This window comes from Paenibacillus sp. TSM33, assembly GCF_056099025.1.
The window spans coordinates 230,346-249,509 of record NZ_JBLZXB010000018.1 but is presented as its reverse complement, the minus strand read 5'-3'; the positions used below and the strand labels follow the sequence as shown (position 1 = coordinate 249,509).

The 19,164-nt window shown below is 45.6% G+C and carries 16 protein-coding genes and 1 riboswitch; of the genes, 12 read left to right on the top strand and 4 right to left on the bottom strand.

The window, feature by feature from the left end:
- Positions 1–188 precede the first annotated feature (188 nt).
- On the top strand, positions 189–845 hold the full coding sequence (locus tag ACN6NF_RS20175; RefSeq protein WP_474319297.1) for a YheC/YheD family protein: 657 nt from the start codon (positions 189–191) through the stop codon (positions 843–845).
- 282 nt (positions 846–1,127) lie between these two features.
- Positions 1,128–1,271 carry a sporulation histidine kinase inhibitor Sda gene (gene sda / locus ACN6NF_RS20170; RefSeq protein WP_007431918.1) on the top strand — a complete coding sequence of 48 codons (144 nt, stop codon included), beginning with the start codon at positions 1,128–1,130 and terminating at the stop codon, positions 1,269–1,271.
- Positions 1,272–1,430: 159 nt separating this feature from the next.
- Here sda and ACN6NF_RS20165 read toward each other — a convergent pair whose 3' ends face one another.
- Positions 1,431–2,435: an NAD(P)/FAD-dependent oxidoreductase gene (locus ACN6NF_RS20165; RefSeq protein ID WP_016820026.1), complete on the bottom strand. Its 1,005-nt coding sequence runs from the start codon at positions 2,433–2,435 to the stop codon at positions 1,431–1,433.
- Between the two features lie 236 nt (positions 2,436–2,671).
- Here ACN6NF_RS20165 and ACN6NF_RS20160 point away from each other — a divergent pair, with 236 nt between their 5' ends.
- From ACN6NF_RS20160 to ACN6NF_RS20145, 4 genes are all read left to right on the top strand, one after another.
- Positions 2,672–3,862, top strand: a complete 1,191-nt coding sequence (locus ACN6NF_RS20160) for an NAD(P)/FAD-dependent oxidoreductase (protein ID WP_474319295.1) — start codon at positions 2,672–2,674, stop codon at positions 3,860–3,862.
- Positions 3,863–3,996: 134 nt separating this feature from the next.
- A complete protein-coding gene (locus ACN6NF_RS20155; RefSeq protein WP_474319293.1) occupies positions 3,997–4,503 on the top strand; it encodes a MarR family winged helix-turn-helix transcriptional regulator in 507 nt (168 codons plus the stop codon).
- A gap of 114 nt (positions 4,504–4,617) precedes the next feature.
- Entirely contained in the window at positions 4,618–5,955 is a 1,338-nt protein-coding gene (locus ACN6NF_RS20150; protein WP_474319291.1) for an HlyD family secretion protein, read from the top strand.
- Complete coding sequence (locus ACN6NF_RS20145) at positions 5,952–7,118, top strand: ABC transporter permease (protein WP_474319289.1); 1,167 nt, start codon at positions 5,952–5,954, stop codon at positions 7,116–7,118. Before ACN6NF_RS20150 ends, ACN6NF_RS20145 begins: the two co-directional genes overlap by 4 nt.
- Before the next feature lie 187 nt (positions 7,119–7,305).
- Here ACN6NF_RS20145 and hemQ read toward each other — a convergent pair whose 3' ends face one another.
- The gene (gene hemQ, locus ACN6NF_RS20140) at positions 7,306–8,085 is read right to left on the bottom strand and encodes a hydrogen peroxide-dependent heme synthase (RefSeq protein WP_474319288.1); all 780 of its coding nucleotides are present in this window, start codon (positions 8,083–8,085) and stop codon (positions 7,306–7,308) included.
- A gap of 344 nt (positions 8,086–8,429) precedes the next feature.
- On the opposite strand from hemQ, the gene ACN6NF_RS20135 reads away from it, so the two are divergent.
- The 4 genes from ACN6NF_RS20135 (at position 8,430) to uvrC (ending at position 13,711) form a co-directional block, all read left to right on the top strand.
- Entirely contained in the window at positions 8,430–9,944 is a 1,515-nt protein-coding gene (locus tag ACN6NF_RS20135) for a replication initiation and membrane attachment family protein (protein ID WP_474319287.1), read from the top strand.
- A gap of 139 nt (positions 9,945–10,083) precedes the next feature.
- Positions 10,084–11,031: a primosomal protein DnaI gene (gene dnaI / locus ACN6NF_RS20130; protein WP_474319285.1), complete on the top strand. Its 948-nt coding sequence runs from the start codon at positions 10,084–10,086 to the stop codon at positions 11,029–11,031.
- A 124-nt stretch (positions 11,032–11,155) separates the two neighbouring features.
- Positions 11,156–11,473 (top strand): thioredoxin, encoded by a 318-nt coding sequence (gene trxA / locus ACN6NF_RS20125; RefSeq protein WP_010347861.1) that lies wholly within the window; start codon positions 11,156–11,158, stop codon positions 11,471–11,473.
- Between the two features lie 159 nt (positions 11,474–11,632).
- Positions 11,633–13,711: an excinuclease ABC subunit UvrC gene (gene uvrC, locus ACN6NF_RS20120; protein ID WP_474319282.1), complete on the top strand. Its 2,079-nt coding sequence runs from the start codon at positions 11,633–11,635 to the stop codon at positions 13,709–13,711.
- On the opposite strand, the gene ACN6NF_RS20115 is transcribed toward uvrC, so the two are convergent.
- Entirely contained in the window at positions 13,680–15,410 is a 1,731-nt protein-coding gene (locus tag ACN6NF_RS20115; protein WP_474319280.1) for a CPBP family intramembrane glutamic endopeptidase, read from the bottom strand. The two genes, uvrC and ACN6NF_RS20115, sit on opposite strands and share 32 nt — an antisense overlap.
- 261 nt (positions 15,411–15,671) lie before the next feature.
- Positions 15,672–15,825: riboswitch (cyclic di-AMP (ydaO/yuaA leader) on the top strand.
- A gap of 384 nt (positions 15,826–16,209) precedes the next feature.
- On the opposite strand from ACN6NF_RS20115, the gene ACN6NF_RS20110 reads away from it, so the two are divergent.
- The gene (locus tag ACN6NF_RS20110) at positions 16,210–17,550 is read left to right on the top strand and encodes a TrkH family potassium uptake protein (RefSeq protein WP_474319279.1); all 1,341 of its coding nucleotides are present in this window, start codon (positions 16,210–16,212) and stop codon (positions 17,548–17,550) included.
- A gap of 18 nt (positions 17,551–17,568) precedes the next feature.
- The gene (locus ACN6NF_RS20105; protein WP_474319278.1) at positions 17,569–18,246 is read left to right on the top strand and encodes a potassium channel family protein; all 678 of its coding nucleotides are present in this window, start codon (positions 17,569–17,571) and stop codon (positions 18,244–18,246) included.
- A gap of 5 nt (positions 18,247–18,251) precedes the next feature.
- Here ACN6NF_RS20105 and ACN6NF_RS20100 read toward each other — a convergent pair whose 3' ends face one another.
- Positions 18,252–19,157 carry a LysR family transcriptional regulator gene (locus tag ACN6NF_RS20100; protein WP_016820037.1) on the bottom strand — a complete coding sequence of 302 codons (906 nt, stop codon included), beginning with the start codon at positions 19,155–19,157 and terminating at the stop codon, positions 18,252–18,254.
- Between the last annotated feature and the right edge of the window lie 7 nt (positions 19,158–19,164).

Genomic DNA, 19,164 nt, shown 5'->3' with positions numbered 1-19,164 from the left:
ACAGCAAATTCAACTGCTCCGTTCTAAGTGGTATTCAGATTATTGTCATTGTACCAGTGTTGTCCGGTGCATGCTACCGTTCGCCATGATCTTGTCGAAATAGACACATGATCCTGACAATCATCCAAGAATAGCACACCCCTATTGAGTATGTATAAGTATACCTGACGGCGAAAGGAGAGAATTAGATGAGACAACTTGCAAGCAAATGGCTAAAGACGAAGGCGCTGCTCCATCATCCACATACCGCCGTTTATATACCGGAAACCTCTCTATATAGTGAAGAACAATTGCGCATGATGCTGCGGCGGCATGCTTTTGTATTTATAAAACCCGTAAAAGGAGGCGGAGGGGTCGGAGTCATGCGCGTGGCACATGAGGGGAGGGGCTACACCTGTACGCGTATGGAACAAACACATCGGTTCAGCCATTTTAGCGCGCTTGTGGTCGGAATCAATAAGCTCCGAATCCAACGTCCGTATCTCATTCAGCAAGGTATTCAACTAGCAAGTATCCAAGGTAGACCTGTTGACTATCGAGTCAAAGTCGTAAAGGAAGGGGAAAAATGGGAGTTGCGTGCAGTGGTGGCGCGTCATGCTCGTCCCGGACTGGTCATAACGAATCTGTGCAAAGGCGGAACTTTGCTAAAGGGAACAGAGGCACTTCGAATGATATATCCGCGACGGCTAGCTAGACGAAAGCGGCGGGAGATCGTTGAACTTACACAGCACTGTATTCCTATACTTGAAAGAAGATTTCCCGGGATCGGACAACTGGGATTTGATTACGGACTTGATTGGAATGGACGGGTATGGATTTTAGAGGTAAACACAAGACCTCAATAAATTTAGGTTTTCTTCAAAAAGTTTCCATTAAAATCTATTAACAAGATGGTAAATATAATATATTTGTATAAACATAAAAAAAATTTTTTTTGCGTTTAATCGCCAAAATTCTGTGTATAAATATTGTCCACATTATCCCCTGTCACATATAAGGGTTAACGACACTTACCAACAATTTATACACAGGATTTCCACAATTGACTGTGGATAACAGAACGCTTGTTCCGTTTTTGGTATTTTGATAGAATAGATTTTGAAATAAAAGGAAAGGTTGTGTCGAGGATGGCTATGCTGACGGATGAAATGCTTTTGGATTCCTATCAGATGGCAATCGAGCTTAAACTTGAATGTGACTTCATTGCACTGTTGCTGGCTGAAATTCACAAAAGAAATCTAGAGATGAATACAGCCGTAGTCCTTCATTAGACCGGACAAGCTCTCGTACTGCGACTGTAAAGTCATTCAGGGTTCGAATGACTTTACGGACAATCACTGCAACGAATAGGCACACCGTAAAAAAGGGTATTTCACTCCAAAGATTCAAATCTGGAGTAAAATACCCTTTTTTGTCATAGTCTAAACTAACTACAATTTCATGTTACTGCTGTGTCCCGGAGACAACTTGGCGTCTGGATCTACATAGACCTTGGCGTTGTTGACTGCCGTAGGGGCTTCACCAAAGCCAACCGCAATCAGCTTGAGCTTGCCTGGATAGGTGGTGATGTCTCCTGCAGCGAAAATGCCGGGAATATTCGTCTCCTGACGAGAATCGACCACGATGGAGTTACTTTCGATTTCAATTCCCCATTCAGCGATCGGGCCAAGTGTGGATACAAAGCCAAAGTTAACGATGACATCGTCCACTTCGATTTCCTGAGTTTCTTTGGTTTTTACATGAGCAAGAGTGACCTTTGTAATCGTATCTTCCCCATGCAATTCTGCAATTTCCGTTGGTGTAATCACGTTTACTTTGGAAGCGAGGAGGTTTTCGACACTGTGTTCATGCGCGCGGAATTTGTCACGGCGGTGAATCAATGTAACCTGTTCTGCAATCGGTTCCAGCATAAGGGCCCAGTCTACAGCAGAGTCACCGCCGCCACTGATTAGCACCTTTCGGCCTGCAAATTTGCTCAGGTCGCTGACAAAGTAATGCAGGTTCGTTTTTTCAAAACGGTCGGCACCTGGAAGCTCCAGTCTGCGCGGTTCGAAAGCACCCACGCCAGCGGTAATGATAACCGCTTTACCATGATACTCGCCACCTTTGTCTGTTTTGACGATGAAGTGGCGTTCTTCCTTCTTCTCTAACGATACGACTTTCTCTTCTAGCTGCACCTCTGGATTAAAATGGTTCATTTGTTGAACCAAATTGTTGACCAGTTCCTGTGCAGTCACTTTAGGAAAACCAGCAACGTCATAAATATATTTTTCAGGATAAAGGGCTGCAAGCTGGCCGCCCAGTTGGGGCATACTTTCAATTAAGGTGACGGATGCCTGACGCATTCCTCCGTAAAAAGCGGCGAAAATACCGGCTGGACCGCCTCCGATTATGATCAGATCGCGGATCTCCGCACCTGTGGATTGAGCTGTCACTCTAAAAACACCTCCGAAAGGGATAGTATGAATTGTAGATATTGAATCAGCCGCATAGAGGTTCAGATAGCCGCCGGACGTATGATTCACTGCTTATCATTATAAACTGCTAGGTTCCTCTTGCAAAGTTAAAGCGATTAATATTTGATGAAGACTTTCCGGTGAGTATAAATTAACCGTGTTGAGAGAAAAGCTGTCAATATTGAATGATTATGTATATCGGAAGGGGTAGAAGCATGAGCAGTATTCCCAAAATTGTCATTGTGGGCGCCGGATATGGCGGTATATTGACGGCTCAGCAATTGCAAAAGGAGCTCAAGCACAATGAGGCAACTGTCACGCTAATCAACCGTCATGATTACCACTATATTACGACACATCTTCACATGCCTGCGGCAGGCACGGATACGATTGAGCATTCGAGGGTTCCGATTGCGCAGCTAATTGATGAGTTCAAGGTGGATTTAGTCAAAGGAACCGTTAAGGAGATCATACCAGAAGAGAAAAAAATCGTGCTGGAGGATGGCTCGCTATCCTACGATTATTTGGTCATCGGACTAGGGGGGGAGCCGGAGACATTCGGTATTCCAGGGATGGATCAATTCGCGCTGACGATTCGCAGTATTAACTCTGTGCGCCTGATTCGTGAGCATATTGAATACCAGCTTGCCCTGTATAAAAATGACGGTAAGCCAGGTCGTCTAAATTTCGTCGTAGGGGGCGCTGGTTTTAGTGGCATTGAGTTTGTAGCGGAGTTAGCAGATCGTCTGCCACAGCTGGCTAAAGCTTACGACATCGATTTTAACCGAATTCAAATCATTAACGTCGAGGCAGCCCCTACAGCATTACCAGGGTTTGACCCTGAACTGGTGGAGTATGCGATGGATGTCCTCAAGCGTAAAGGGGTTAACTTCCGTATTGGAGTCCCGATTAAGGAATGCCTGCAGGATGGTGTAATCGTTGGTGAAGGTGAGAAAATTGAAGCCTGCACGGTCGTCTGGACAGGCGGAATCCGTGGAAACGGATTGATCGAGAAAGCCGGATTCGAAGTGATGCGTGGAAGGGTGAAAATCGACGATTTTCTGCGTGCACCGGGTCATGATGATATTTTCATTATCGGGGACAGTTCCCTGATGTTTAATCCGGAAGGCCGCCCTTATCCACCGACTGCCCAAATTGCAATGCAACAAGGGGTGCTTTGTGCCAAGAATCTAGCCGCTACGCTTCGTAAAAAGGAGCTGCACAAGTTCGTATTCTCCAACAAGGGTACAGTTGCATCTCTTGGAAAAGGTGAAGCCGTCGCTGTAGTAGGTAAACGCAAAATGAAAGGCTGGGTGGCCGCACAGTTGAAAAAACTTGTGGATCTTCGCTATCTGTTCATCATTGGCGGAATTCCACTGGTACTGAAAAAGGGACGGTTTTTCTAAGGCCAAAAGGTTTCCATAACTCCTAAAAAGGAGCTTGGAGGCCTTTTTTATTTCAATGAACAAAAAAAGATATTGACTCATAACTATTCGACGACGTATAGTATGATTACTAATTACAGAGGGGGAGCTTCACATTGAATTCTGATTTTAAAATCAATGCCGATCCCAGGAGAATAAATTTACTGACTGAAAAGTTTCCAAATGTGGACTCCCAATCGTTGAATACGTGGGTACTTTTCGTGCAGGCAGCACATGAAGTGTACAATGGAGTGTCTTCCAGACTCTCGGAATATGGGCTATCTGTAGGCAATCTGAAAATTTTAATGCCATTGTTTTTACATGAACGTGCGTTGACTCCATCAGAGCTGGCTGAATATTCAGGGGTTACTCGTTCAACAGTAACCAGCGTAATTGATAAGCTGGAACGGGACGGCATCATCCGAAGAAGTACGCTGACGGATCGACGTATGACCGCGATTTCCTTGACTGATGAAGGAAAACAGTTAATGACGGAAAAAATTCCGATGTTCATCCAGCTTTTTTCGGATTTAATGAATGAATTTACAAAGGAAGATCATGTTCTATTTGCTACGTTATTAAATAAGCTTTCCTCAGGACTTGAACGGATAAAACGGGAATGATCAAATTTCCCGGCTTAAATAGTTAGACGTCGTATTATCAGGTTACTTATTTGTTTTTGACTATTATTTTTTAACGATTATTGGCTAAATCATCATGAAGGAGAGTTTGTTGCAATGAATAAAAAGATCATTGTGTACTTGCTACTTGTTGCCGCATTAGGTACTGGAGGTACGCTGATGGCAATGAGCGGCAAGGATGCTGTGAGTATGGCAGCCCAACAAAAAAATACACTGCTTACGGCAGATACCGTGAATGTTGCTTTTCAGGGCGTAGGAGGAAGAGTAAACACGATTGAGGTAAAGGAAGAACAACAGGTGAAAAAAGGGGATGTGCTCATGACCCTCGATCCTGTAGACCTTGATTTGCAAATTGAGAAATTAAAAACGGATATCGCACAGGCTGATGTGAAAATAAAACAGGCTAAAGACGGGCTGCAAAATCAGTCGGAGAAAATTACAACTTCAGAAAAACAGGGACAGTTGGACATTCAAGCCGCACAAGTGGGAGAGTCCTTATTAAATCAAGGCACACGTGCGGAGGATATTCTAAGACAAAAGCTGGCTATTGAAGCAGCACAGCAATCGTTGGACGCAGCTCTGACAGGAGTAGAGACAGCCAAAAGAAATGCGGAAATCGCGCAAAAAACAGTATCATCTAGACAACAGGCTCTGGACTTGGCTAAAGTAAATTACAACCGTATCAAAGCGTTATATGATGCTGGAGCTGGAACCAAAGCAGAATTGGATAACGCCAAGAACCAACTGGATAATGCCCAAATCGCGTTAGATACAGCTAAAGATCAGGTTGAAATTGCCAATAACCAGATTATAGCGGCTAGCAAACAATCGGACATTGCTAAAAATGGGATCGCTCAGCAGCAAACCGCTTTGGATAAAATGGAGGCTGGCGCAACTGCTGAGGAACGTCAGCAGGCTCGTATCAAAACAGAAAAAGCCAAAGAAGCCTTGACTCAAACCTCGCAAACACGAAAAGATGTTAAGAATAGCGAATACAATGTGGATCTTCTGGCTCAACAAAAGCAGGCATTAAGTGTTCAACTCAAAACTTTGGAATTGCAGCGTGGACGTATGGTGCTGAAGGCATCCGCAGATGGTAAGGTGTCGCGTATTGTACCTAAAATGGGAGAGATCGTTTCTACGGGGGCAACGGGGGTCGTTATTGAAACCAATCAGCTGTACTACGATATTTATGTGGGCGAGGATTCCATGTCACAGTTTAAAGCTGGGGGAAATGTGAATACGCATGTCGTAGCTTTAGATAAAGATGTCCAAGGCAAGGTGAGGTACATTACTTCTGCCCCTCAGTATACCAACATGAGAATGAGTCGGGACAAAGGTCTGTCGGATATAAGCTCCTTCCAAGTGCGGGTGGATGTACAGCGAACATCTGAATTATTACCTGGAATGACGGTAGAGGTTGTGACGAAATGAAGGCGTTTATAGAAGAATGGAAGCTTATGATCAGCGGTAAGATGGTTTTTATCATGCTGCTCGTTCCTATCGTAGTAGCTGTAGCCTTTGGATTTGTTTTTAAAAATAATCAGCTTAACGATGCCTCTGTAGCTGTAGTCGATTTAGATCATAGCAGTTATAGCCGACAACTTATTAATAAATTGGATGCATCGCAGTATATTGATGTACGCCATGTGCAAGAGAATGAAGCCGATCCGAATTTACTTTTATATAATGAAAAGTTTTTTGCGGTGATTTACCTTCCAACTGGTTTGGAGGAAAATAGGATTAAAGGAGTTCAGAGCAACATCGGTTTTTATGTAGATAATACGGTAGGTCAGGCTACTGGAAATTTACGCTCGGCAGTCACAGAGATCATGGCGACGGAAAATGCGATGCTGGCTGGTGGTGGATTAAAGGGGATGGGAATGAGTGACAGCCAGGTTACAGGGCTTACTTCCAATATGCTGCTTCAGCAGCGCCTGTTATATAATCCTACCAATGCTACTTTGATGACCTCGGTTATGGGGTTCATTAATACGGTCATGATTTCACTGATTGGTGCTACTGTACTGACAATTGTCCCGCGATTGCGGGAGCAAGGAAGATTAAAAGAGGAGCTTCAGCATTCGTATAGTTTGATTCTTAGGGTGTTGCCGTATGCGTTAGTAGGATGTGTTTCCTTTTACCTGTCCATTGGTTTACTTAAGCAAATTGGCGGACTGCGCTTTGAAGCGAATGTATGGCAGCTCAGTATTCCATTTCTCCTGTACACGATTACGTTGAGTTTGTTTGCGATGGCTTTGGGATGGAATGCGGCGAATCCGGGAAAAGCTTCCTCACGCCTCATGCTAATTATACTGCCTTCGTTTTTACTGAGCGGCGCTCAATTGCCAGTAGCTATGCTGCCTACATCGCTGCAATACATTAGTAATATTCTCCCATTGACCTGGCATTTCAAGTTTTTGAGAGGTATGGGCTTCAAAGGTGGGAACTTAAAATATTTTATTCCCGAGTTGGGAGGCTTTTTGGTCTTACTAAGTGGTTTGCTGCTTATTATCTTTATCCTGATCGCTTTGGAGAAAAGAAAGCTGGCGAAAAGTGAGGATACATCCGTAGGGGGCGAGCCTGTGCTGCAATAATCGGAGATATTATTCCTTGGTTATGGCCTGGCAATCATAAAGAATACGATTTAATCAGGCACCCGTGAGGGGCCTTTTCTCTTCTATTATAGCTTTAGGTCTTATAAAAAAAGGATTCCGTCGTCCCGAAAGTGGGAGTTCACGGAATCCTTAATTGTATGCTGCGATATGTTACTGACGGTTGTGGTTACAGCTTCAGCATGTCTTCAAATGTTTCTTCGTTCAACACGCTGCCGACATAGAAGGAGCCGAATTCACCGTAACGGGCACTCACTTCATCAAAACGCATTTCGTAAATTAGCTTCTTGAATTGAAGTGCGTCGTCGGAGAACAGGGTTACGCCCCATTCCCAATCGTCGAAGCCGATGGAACCTGAAATGATTTGCTTTACTTTGCCAGCATAGCTGCGTCCAATTAAACCGTGGCTGCGCATCAAGGTACGACGCTCGTCCATCGAAAGCATGTACCAGTTGTCGTCCAGATCACGTTTCTTGTTCATTGGATAGAAACAAATATAACGAGCCTTGTTTAATACAGGCTTCAGGCGCGCGACAATTTGTGGATTTTGCATTGGATCTTCTTCCTTGCTCAAATAATTACTCAGTTCCACCACACTTACATAAGAATAAGTTTTGGTCGTATATTTGGCGAAGGTTGTTTTGTTGAATTCATTTTCCAAATTATTGAGGTCTTCCAGCGTTTCACGCAGGTGTAGCATAACAAAATCAGCCTTTTGTCCGACTATAGTATAGACAGCCGAGCTGCCCAGACCTGCTTCCTCGGTAACGCTCCATTCCTTCATAAACTCTTGAAGCTCGTCCAGTGCTCCCGCGCGCTCTTCATCATCGGCGGTTTTCCATGCCGTCCAGTTGATGGACCGGAAATCGTGAAGCGCATACCAGCCTTCCAGTGTGGAAGTTACTTCGTTGGGTGTTGCTGGGGTTTGTTGAGGTTGATGTTGATTCACGATCTACACTCCTTTACGATCTGTAAATGTAATCGGCTTAGCCGAAATATGTGTACTTCTGTATATCGTTCCTGTATCCAATACGTGATGTTTAACCATTATATTGTAGCTCAATTTGGAGCTTTTCACCAATGAAAGAAGTGTGAAGAATATTATTTTTCCATGATGCAGGTCACAAAAGTCATAAAATAGTTAGTATTCTTGAAAAAAGAAGAACTCGGACGAATACAGCTGCCAAAAAGGAGGACAATTGCCCTTATTTTGTTGGTCCCACCCGAGGGCAAGTATGATAGAATAGAAAAACATCTTGGAGAACGTTATGTCAGGAAAGGAAGAATGTCGGAATGCGGATGAAAAACCTGCTGCACTATACTGAGAACCACCGCTACTGCGTTTATCGGGAATTTGGCTTGAGCGCGTTGGATGAATTGATGCTGGGAAGTGTCTATCAGCCGATGGTAGGCGCATTTGCGGTCAGTCTATATCGACTGTTGTTCCAGCATGTGCCAGTCGGACAGATCGGTTATTCGCCGTTGGAACAGCAACGTCGACTTTTTCTGACACTGGGACTGGAGCCAAGTGAGAAGGGACGCAAGTATTTGATTGAACAGACCTCCAAGTTGGAGGCTGTCGGTCTGTTGCAGACGTCCAGGCTGTATGCGCCCGAAACGGACGATTATATGTATGAATATGAGATGCAGCCACCGCTCGCACCTGCTGAATTTTTCAGAACGCAGCACCTCACCCTTTTGTTGCGAGACAAAATCGGTAAGTTTGCAGTGCTTTCTCTGAGAGAATCGTTGTGGAGCAGGGAATCTAGCGAATGGTCACAATCTTCCCATAATAAAGAGAATATTTCGGTTCCGTTTTATGAACTGTTTGAGCTGAACACCCATGTTATAGATTATGAGCTGGAACAGGCGCTGTCTGAGGTGTCCACGAGCCGTCAAACTGGAGCATTAGCGTCCGAATCGGAGGAAGCATTGAACTATGCCGATATTATTCTTCGTTTTCCGCGTGAATCCGCCAATCGCAAGCACGTGGAGCGTCTTCGATTTGAGCACGAGCAATTAGGTATGGTCAATTACGTGGTCCGTAAATTTGATCTCTCTGTACAGGATATCAGCCGCTTGCTGGATGAGGACGGCATTTTTACCGAAGCAGGTGACTTATTGCTTGACGAGCTTCAGCTTCGGGCTAGCCAACACTCCAGGCAGGAACGGAAGCGTCAGGAGGAGCAGCAAGTGCAGGCCGCCAAAGTGGTTGCCCTGCGACAGAGGGAAACTTCCACACCTGAAGAGCCGCCTGCAGAACAGGCTGTGGAAATGGAGTTTTATGTGGAGGTTCCTCCACAATTCACAGCCAAGTGTGACATTCACCAATATAATATGATGTTGCGCAACGAGCCTTATCGCCGTTTGCTGCAAACCTTTTTCCCCGGCACGGTTCCCGGCAACCTGCTGGATATATTCGAGAAGATTGATATCAGCTATAAGTTGCCTGGTGAAGTCATCAATGTGCTGATCCATTATTTAATGTCACTACTCGTATCCGGGAGCGATCAGCGGATTAACCGCAACTTTGTCGAGGCCGTTGCCTCCAACATGCTGCTAAAGCAGGTAAACACTTACGAAAAAGCCGTTCAATATATAAGGGATCAAGCCAAGATAAAAGGAAAACAGTCTACTGCTTCTTCCGGGGGCCGATCCCGCACGTATGCCAAAAATAATGGCCCTGCTAAGCCGTCTATTCCGATCGTACAAGATCAGCCTTCCGAGGAATCCGTATCCGAGGAGGAACTGGATGAACTGCTTCGCTTGGCCGAACGAATGCAATCCGGTAAACAGAAAAAGGTGTAATGGAAGCCTCACGTTAAAGTTATTTAGGTTTTATAAAAATTGAGCGAAGCCTATGCAATAATGTGTCGACTTTATGGCGGTCGGCAGCGGAGCGCCATCGCCCTCCAAACTCTGCACATTTTAGAAAGGAGGAGCATTCTTGGAATCACTCGGTGATTTGCTTCAGCAGATGCAGAACCCTTCGTTTCGCCAACGTACTCGTAGCGTAGCCGATCAGGTTCTAAATGATCCGCTGGTGCAGGAATTTTGTGCTGCCCATCCTGATGTGGACGAAGCGCAATTGCGACTTAATATGAGTATGCTCTTTCAGTATACCCGGGATCGTCGAAATTGCGACAACTGTCCGGGACTGGAACGGTGTCCTAACGATTTCCAGGGTCACTTTTGCAAGCTGGGCGTGGAGTACCCCAATGGAACAGCGGAAATGGTGGACATTCGGACCCCGTGCGCCAAGCTAGTTGCCTCCCAGCATGAACAACGAGTGCGTCAGCGAATTAAAAGCTTTTATGTGGATGAGCGCGCGCTGTTGGAAGGATATAATGCCGTGGAAATTGCGCGCAAAGATTTGCAACGCGTGCCCGCAGTCAACCAGGTTTTCCGCTATATTGAAGAAACCAAAAGTCAGGGTTTATTAAAAAAAGGGCTCTATCTGGAAGGTACATTTGGTACGGGCAAAACCTTTTTGATGGGCTATCTGTTGCACGAGTTGGCTCTGTCGGGTTTTAACGGTGTGATTGTGTACATGCCTGATTTTGTGGAGGACTTAAAGTCCATGATTCAGGATGGACAGAAGCTTAAGGAAACGACCGAAATGCTTAAAAATTGTGATCTGCTCGTATTTGACGATATTGGTGCTGAAAATTTGAGTCCATGGGTACGGGATCATGTAATGGGCTCCATTTTGAATTACCGAATGAACCGCAAACCGACCTTTTATACTTCCAATTACTCACTGCAAGGGCTAGAGAAGCATCTTAGCTTTACAAGCAAAGACGGAGAAGAAATGTATAAGGGACAACGCTTGATGGACCGGATTCGTCCATTTGTGGATGTCATTACCGTCAAGGGGAAAAATCAGCGAGGATAAGCGGTATTTGTCTGCTCTTTTGATATCTTACAATTAAAAGACTATTGTGATATAATTAAAAGGTGTCGAAACAGACATTACAGGTTATAATAATCTTGACTTTTCTATAAAGGAGGAACATACAATGGCAATTGTTAACGTGTCCGATCAATCCTTCAACGCAGAAGTCGAAGGCACAGGAACCGTTTTAGTTGATTTTTGGGCGCCATGGTGCGGTCCTTGCAAAATGATCGCTCCAATTCTGGAGGATCTGTCTACAGAAGTTGGCGATAGTGTCAAAATCGCAAAGGTGAACGTGGATGAAAATCCAGAGTCTGCTTCCCGTTTTGGCGTGATGAGTATTCCTACCCTGATCGTCTTCAAAGACGGACAGCCTGTTGATAAAGTGGTAGGTTTGAACTCCAAAGAAGCACTGAAAAGCATGCTTACTAAACACCAATAATCATGGAATGTGACCCATGCTCCTGCGGGGGCTTGGTGGAGCGCCATGAACAGTCAATGCCTCCGGTTATATATACCGGGGGCGTTTTTGTGCATTATTCCTATATAATATAAGTAGTAAGTTGAGCAATCATTAAGAATGGAAGGAGGAACCGGGCGAATGAAAACCTATGCGGAGGACTTGCAGAATCAGGAGAAGGCGCTGGAGAATATACGGCACAAATTAGCATTGCTGCCGGATGCATCAGGCTGTTACCTGATGAAGAACAGCGAAGGCACCATCATTTATGTCGGCAAGGCCAAAGTGTTGAAAAACCGGGTCCGTTCCTATTTTACAGGTAGCCATAACGGCAAGACGCAACGACTGGTTGCCGATATTCGTGATTTTGAATATATCGTTACAGGCAGCAATATGGAGGCGCTCATTCTGGAGTGCAACCTTATTAAAAAGCACCAGCCGCGTTATAACGTGCTGTTGAAGGATGATAAAACTTTTCCGTACTTGAAAATTACGAACGAGGCACACCCCAAGCTGGAGGTAACCCGTCGCGTTCTGAAAGATAAAGCGAAATACTTTGGACCGTACCCCAATTCCTACGCGGCACATCAGACAAAAAAGCTGCTGGATCGTATGTATCCGTTACGTAAGTGTGGTGTAATGCCAAAAGAAGTGTGTCTGTATTATCACATGCATCAGTGCTTGGGACCTTGTGTGAAAGAGGTCGAGAAGGAAACATATGACCAGATTAGTCAGGAGATCGGTTCCTTTTTGAGCGGGGGACATGAGGAAATTAAAAAAGATCTTCAGCGTAAAATGCAGGAGGCCGCAGAGGAATTGTACTTTGAGCGTGCCAAGGAGCTACGGGATCAGATTATTAGCATTGACGCGATGATGGAAAAGCAGAAAATTACCACATCTGATGCGAAGGACCGAGATGTATTTGGTTTTTCGGTAGATAAGGGTTGGATGTGTGTACAGATCCTATATGTCCGTAAGGGTAAAATGATTGAGCGCCATATGTCGACTTTCCCTTTCTATGGTGAAGCTTACAGTGATTTTATGTCTTATGTGACGCAATATTACAGCGACAACCCGGCAGTACCGCAGGAAATATTGTTGCCGGATTCTCCTAAACTGATGAAAGCAAAATCGACTGATGTCGATCAACCGATTGCAACAGAAACTGAACTATACAGTGCAACTACGGCTGAGACTACCGGGATTACAGATGAGGAGGCAGTACAAACGGAGTCAGATCGTTCTGCTGACCCATTGCTGGTAGCCGAAGCACGAGCAGCTTATGCAGAAGGAACGAATTCAGCCCAAGTTGGTGACCAAGAAACCGAGGAAACTGAAACTCAACTATCCGGTGGATTGGAGGACCCATCTGCAGCAGCTCTTGCTCTGGCTGAATGGTTGGATGTAAAAGTACTTGTGCCACAGCGCGGGCTGAAAAAGCAAATGACAGGTATGGCGACGGAAAATGCACGTGTTGCTTTGGATGAGAAGTTTAAGCTGATCGAGCGGGATGAGGAACGGACATCCAAAGCTGCAAGCAATCTGGGACGTGCCATTGGGCTGGATAGTCTGCATCGGGTAGAGGCGTTCGATAATTCCAACATTCAGGGTTCTGATCCAGTCTCGGCCATGATCGTCTTTATTGATGGCAAGCCTGCCAAGAAGGAGTATCGAAAATACAAGATCCGTTCTGTGCAGGGACCAGATGATTATGAGACGATGCGTGAGGTTATTCGGCGTCGATATGAACGTGTGCTGAAGGAAAATCTTGAACGTCCCGACTTGATCATTGTCGATGGTGGGCGTGGACAAATTAAAGCGGCAACCGATGTATTGGAAAATGAGTTGGGTTTGTTTATACCTGTGTGTGGTTTGGTGAAAGATGCCAAACACAGAACTTCCCAACTACTGATGGGAGAAACATTTGAGGCCGTGACACTTGCACGCAATAGTGAGGAATTTTATCTGCTGCAACGGATCCAGGACGAGGTTCACCGTTTTGCCATTACGTTCCACCGCGAGCAGCGCGGCAAATCTATGGTAACTTCCCAGTTGGACTCCATTCCAGGCATCGGCGAGAAACGGCGTAAGTTGCTGCTCAAGCATTTTGGATCGCTCAAAAAAATAAGAGAGGCCAGCGTCGAAGACTTCCGGCCTCTCTCTATTGGGGATAAGCTTGCTCGTCAGATTATAGCTGCCCTTCGGGAGGAGGAGTCGTAGAATACGGCTCCTCTTTTTTCATGGGTTCAAACATGATTCGATTAGGTTTTTTAGGACTAAACCAGTAAATGATGTAACCGACAATAGCCGGAAGTAAGATCCAGAATAGACCGGCGCTCACATTCACGGTGTCTCCCAGACTTATCACACTAAGCCCCATGAGTATGCTGTCAAAAATAACGTGGCTGAACATGGCAGCGATAAAGCCGTAACGCAGGAACACGAAGCTAAACAGCAAACCAAGAAAAGTCAGCTCAATAGGTCTTGAAATCACTGGATAGATTGGATAAAGCGTATGTCCCAGTGCCCAAATAAGCGTAGTGATCAGACAAGCAACAAACGTATTTTTGACTATTTTTTTTACCATCGGAATACCAAATAAACGGTAAACAGTCTCTTCTCCAATACCTGCCATCCAGGCCATAATCGGCAGTAGCCATGGATAAGCCATATTGTAAGGGGATTGCGTGGCGTCTGTAGTGGAGAATGTATTAAATGTGCGCTCCAGTACAAAGAACAAAATGGATTGTACGCCGAGTAAAATGAAGGCCCACAAGTAACCGACATACATACTGCGAAGCACATACAGCCCGTAGCCCGGCTCTTTGGCCCGTGGCCATGCATTGAGTCCAACCTGACGCATAAGCCCGTCACCGCCGACCAAGGAGAAATAGAGGGCAACAGCCATAAAGAAGGTAACACCGACCTGGAATATCATAAGAAATATAAGCATGCCCTTACTGCCTGCTTCTGCTTGTAATAAAGGCAGCATGTTCATGGTCCCAGCTATACTAGCAATAAAGTATACAATGGACAGAACAATACCGCGTACAAATGAAGTATGTCGTCGGGTGAGTGACGCATACACAATGGCAAGGACGCCCAGGACAAAGCTAAATAGGGCATAACCCGCATAAGTCATCCAATTCGCCCAGTATGTTTGCTTTTTAACATAGTCGGTATAGGATGAAGGGGCAGCAAAGCTTTGGGTAAACGAGCGAACATCCCCGTCTTCAAAAGTAAAAGCCAGCGTAAGCACCGAGGCGCCGATTTTCTTTTCGTCCACGGTATATTTTAATCCGCCTTCCCCCTGAGTGGTCGCAAGCTTCAATTCCGATGGCTTAAAGCCAAAGCGTTTGATCCATATTGCTGCAGCCTGTTCCTTAGCTTCGAGCGTCATGTCGCCCTCAGCTATACGTACAAGCTTATTTCGTGCTTGTTCATCTGTAGAAACATCAGCCTGTGTGTAATTGGTGCTGGAGGTGATCCGTTTAAAGCTAACGACCTTCCCAGTGGATAAATCCACATGAATTTGCAGCTTGCCCTTCGCTGAGGAGTCAGGCAGATCAACCCGAAAGGTTTCATAAGGATAATGTTTTTTCCATGTTCGATCGTACTCTTGAAGCAGTTTTTCTCTGGATAAATAACCGTACAAATCCGTTTCAGCCTGATAGGTCACGACAGGCTTCTCTGGCTGTGATTCTGTATAGCCCAGCTGGGAACGGGCAAAGTCCAGGGCGTGTATGACCGCTTCTTGTTTGCTGATAACCTTTGCATTCATCAATGATTCCGGACTTGGATTGCTAAGCGAGGGGATAAGCAATTGAAAGATAAAAAAGCAAATCAGGCCAACCCCGCCCAGCAAGCCTAATTTTTTGAAGTTGGCCGTGAGCACGACCGGTTTCCCGATAGGATTCATGAGTTTCCTCCTTAATCTGTAAATAAGAACATCCATTAAAGATATCATACTGCACAGGTTCCCGCCAACAGACCAGCGATATTCATGAAAACAGAGCGAAAGCACTTTAAAGTTTTAATAAAATTAGATAAGCTATGATTAAGCGATGCCCATTAACAAATTAAAGCCAATTTCACGTTTTTTCGGCGAAATCAGTTTTGTGATCTGGTTAGAGAAGGATTATAATCTTAAGGCAATGCCTATGAAATATATGGGTAATGATATACATATAAGCCGAATTTCTATGAGAAAACGGGGGAACCATGTTAATAGGGGTGAATTTTACACCCGATCCTGATGGACCGGAAGTGTAAATAGGGCATACTGTACTGTCCGAATCCGTCAGCTAACCTCGTAGGCTGTGGACAGGAACCAAGTCAGGCACTCGGTTTTCCGGTGTCTTTTTTTGTGTGTATAAGTGTGAATAAAAGTTTGCTGAGTTAAGGACGCTGCGCGTTCCATTTGGTCTTCCAATCGCTGTTGCCACTGAATTTTTTTGATTTTCTAGACCTTGATAAGGGTAAAATTCAGAGTCAAAGGCGAGCGCTATCGCTGCTGCCCGCCTTAAAGTCATTAAACGTTCCATGAGGTAGTTACGTATAAAGTGTAGTGAGTATTGAAAGGCAAAAGTATCCCGCTTTGCGGATACTTTTCTGATTTAAAAAAGAAATGGACGAAAGAAACTGAAAAGAATTGGTGATTTTATGAGCTGAGCGATCTCCATGCTCATAGTTCACTAAGGAGGAGAAGTGATGAATAAATGAATCCCAATGCAAGCTGGCTTCGGCTTTCTCCACCGCAAATATTCGTTGCAGGCTTTGCCATTATCATTCTAATAGGTAGTTTATTGTTAATGCTGCCCATCTCTAATACAACAGGAAAACCACTTGCGTTTATAGATGCTCTGTTTACTGCCGCTTCCGCGACCTGTGTAACCGGGCTTGTCGTTAAGGATACAGGGATCTTTTTTACAACCTTTGGTCAAATCGTCATCGTTGCGCTGATTCAGATTGGCGGACTTGGCTTTATGACCATGGCTACCTTGATCGCGCTGGTGTTCAAACGTCGGATTTCCTTGCGGGAGCGCCTTATTTTGCAAGAAGCGATGAATCAGACCTCGGTCGAAGGGATTGTCGGATTGATCCGTAAGGTGCTATGGTACTCGCTGATGATTGAGGGCGTATGTGCAATCATTTTTTCGATTCGCTGGTCGTTTGATATGCCTGTGGGCAGGGCGATTTATTTTGGAATATGGCATGCTATTTCCATGTTTAATAATGCTGGTTTTGATTTGTTCGGTGAATTTCGCAGCCTGACAGGTTATGTATATGATCCGATTGTTAATTTTACAGCCATGTTCCTCATTATTTCGGGTGGCATTGGTTTTGTAGTGATGTCAGACCTGGTAGAATATCGCAAGCGTAAGAGACTGGCCTTGCATACCAAGGTGGTACTCAGCATGACAGCTGCTCTGATTATCGTCGGCACGCTCGTCATTTTTGTGTTTGAGTTTACAAATCCGAAGACGATTGGCTCGCTTGATTGGGGTGGTAAACTGCTGGGTTCTTTATTCCAGTCCGTTACCCCTCGCACCGCAGGTGCCAACACGCTGGACATTGCAGGTTTGCGGCAGGCTACGCAGTTTTTTATCATCATACTCATGTTTATTGGGGCTTCGCCTGGCTCTACTGGAGGCGGGATTAAGACCACTACATTTGCCCTGCTCATTGGGGCGGTGTTTTCGATGCTGCGGGGACGGGAAGATATTGTGCTGTTTCGGTACCGACTTGCGCAGGCACGCATTTATAAGGCTTTGACCATTACATTGCTGGGGCTGCTGTTCGTGATCGGGGTGACGATGATTCTGTCCGCAACCGAAGATCATCATTTTCTGATGATCTTGTTCGAGACGGTGTCTGCATTTGGTACGGTAGGACTGTCCATGGGGCTTACACCTGATTTGACAGTTGTAGGCAAGCTGGTGATTACCCTAACGATGTTTGCAGGCAGGCTGGGTCCACTCACGCTAGCTTATGCACTTGGACCGAAAAAGGGTAAGGAATTGTATCGTCATCCAGAAGGCAAAATAATTATAGGATAAGGGAGTTTTCGAGTAGATATGAAAACGCAGCAGTTTGTAGTCATTGGCTTGGGACGGTTTGGCTCAAGCCTGGCTTTGCAATTAGTGGATATGGGGTGCGAGGTGCTGGGCATTGATCGGAATGAGGATGTTGTGGACAGTATGAGTGAGATCCTGACACATACTGTCGTGGCAGACGCTACAGATGAAGATGCGTTGCGGTCACTGGGCATCCGTAATTTCGATTGCGGCATTGTTGCGATTGGTGATGATATTCAGGTAAGCATCCTGACCGCCATTTTGCTGAAGGAGCTGGGTGTGAAAAAAGTCGTAGCCAAAGCCATATCTGTGCTGCATGGGCGTGCGTTAGAGAAGCTTGGGGTGGACCGAGTCATTTATCCGGAACGGGATATGGGTATTCGGGTAGCGCATCAGCTGGTCACGCCTAATCTGCTCGATTATTTGGAGCTGTCCAAGGAATACAGCATTGTAGAACTTAATGTGCCTGCATGTCTGAATGGCAAAACGTTGGCAGAATTAAATGCGCGCACCCGCTTTGGTTGCAGCATCGTTGCGCTTCATACGGCGAATGGTATCTTGATCGCACCGACAGCTATGGATCGGCTGAAAGCAGACGATATTATGGTCATTATCGGCTCCAATGACAATATCGGCCGCTTTGAGGATGAGGTCGTTAATATCAATGAAGAGGGCTAGATCCTCTACACCATACGGTAGCCTGCAAACGATGCGCGTGTCTCGCTAATCCAGCGTCGTGCCGTTGGGCCGAGATCGGCCGTTTCTGAGTAGATGAGGGAGGTCGTTCGGCGTGTTTCCTTCAAATCAGGCAAGTACAATGCAGTAAGTCCATTATCTCGCAGCAGTTCGCTGCGCAAATAGGATTTGGGCAGCAAAGCAGATGCCTTGCAAGTGGGAAGGAGGCGTACAATCGCCTCGAAGGAGTCGATTTCCATACGGATATCCGGCATAATGCCGCTACGCTGGAACAAGTCATCCGTCAGACTGCGGTACCAGGTTCCTTTGGAGAAAATAATCATCGGCAATCCTTGCAGATCTTTCATCGAGGCCGTTCCTGTCTTGACTGTTAATTCATGTCCGATGGGAACGACTAGCTCCAAATGATCGTCAAATAACGGAATGCAACGCAGTCCGGCTTCATGAATGGCAGACCCGACAACGCCGGCGTCTGCCTTTTTGTCGCGTACAAAGGCGACGATTTCATGCGTCTTGCCGGTGAGCAACTTCAGCTCAGTCTGAGGATGCTTGCTCATGAAAGCCTCGACGAGGGTAGGCAGCGTCGTTTGGAGGGTCGTGAGACTGGCGCCCAGTGTAAGCATGCTCTGAGCCTCATTTTTGTGCTGGGACAGCTTTTGTAAGAAGCGAAGCTGTCGTTGCCGTTGCTCTAGCGCGAAAGTATATACAAATCGGCCAGTAGATGTAATTTCGAGCCGTTTGCCCCGACGATCAAATAGATGGACACCCAGCTCTTCTTCCAGCTTGGCAATTTTGCGGGACAGGGCGGGTTGGGACAGATTCAGCAGTTTGGAGGCTTTATTCAGGCTGGACTGCTCGACAATGACGGCAAAAGCGTTCAAATCCTCAAACAAATCTTCC

Excerpts from the sequence above, each read along its gene's own strand:
- ACN6NF_RS20175 (WP_474319297.1), top strand. The coding sequence starts at position 189 with ATGAGACAACTTGCAAGCAAATGGCTAAAGACGAAGGCGCTGCTCCAT.
- sda (WP_007431918.1), top strand. The coding sequence starts at position 1,128 with ATGGCTATGCTGACGGATGAAATGCTTTTGGATTCCTATCAGATGGCA.
- ACN6NF_RS20160 (WP_474319295.1), top strand. The coding sequence starts at position 2,672 with ATGAGCAGTATTCCCAAAATTGTCATTGTGGGCGCCGGATATGGCGGT.
- ACN6NF_RS20150 (WP_474319291.1), top strand. The coding sequence starts at position 4,618 with ATGAATAAAAAGATCATTGTGTACTTGCTACTTGTTGCCGCATTAGGT.
- ACN6NF_RS20145 (WP_474319289.1), top strand. The coding sequence starts at position 5,952 with ATGAAGGCGTTTATAGAAGAATGGAAGCTTATGATCAGCGGTAAGATG.
- ACN6NF_RS20135 (WP_474319287.1), top strand. The coding sequence starts at position 8,430 with ATGCGGATGAAAAACCTGCTGCACTATACTGAGAACCACCGCTACTGC.
- trxA (WP_010347861.1), top strand. The coding sequence starts at position 11,156 with ATGGCAATTGTTAACGTGTCCGATCAATCCTTCAACGCAGAAGTCGAA.
- uvrC (WP_474319282.1), top strand. The coding sequence starts at position 11,633 with ATGAAAACCTATGCGGAGGACTTGCAGAATCAGGAGAAGGCGCTGGAG.
- ACN6NF_RS20115 (WP_474319280.1), bottom strand. The coding sequence starts at position 15,410 with ATGAATCCTATCGGGAAACCGGTCGTGCTCACGGCCAACTTCAAAAAA.
- ACN6NF_RS20110 (WP_474319279.1), top strand. The coding sequence starts at position 16,210 with ATGAATCCCAATGCAAGCTGGCTTCGGCTTTCTCCACCGCAAATATTC.
- ACN6NF_RS20105 (WP_474319278.1), top strand. The coding sequence starts at position 17,569 with ATGAAAACGCAGCAGTTTGTAGTCATTGGCTTGGGACGGTTTGGCTCA.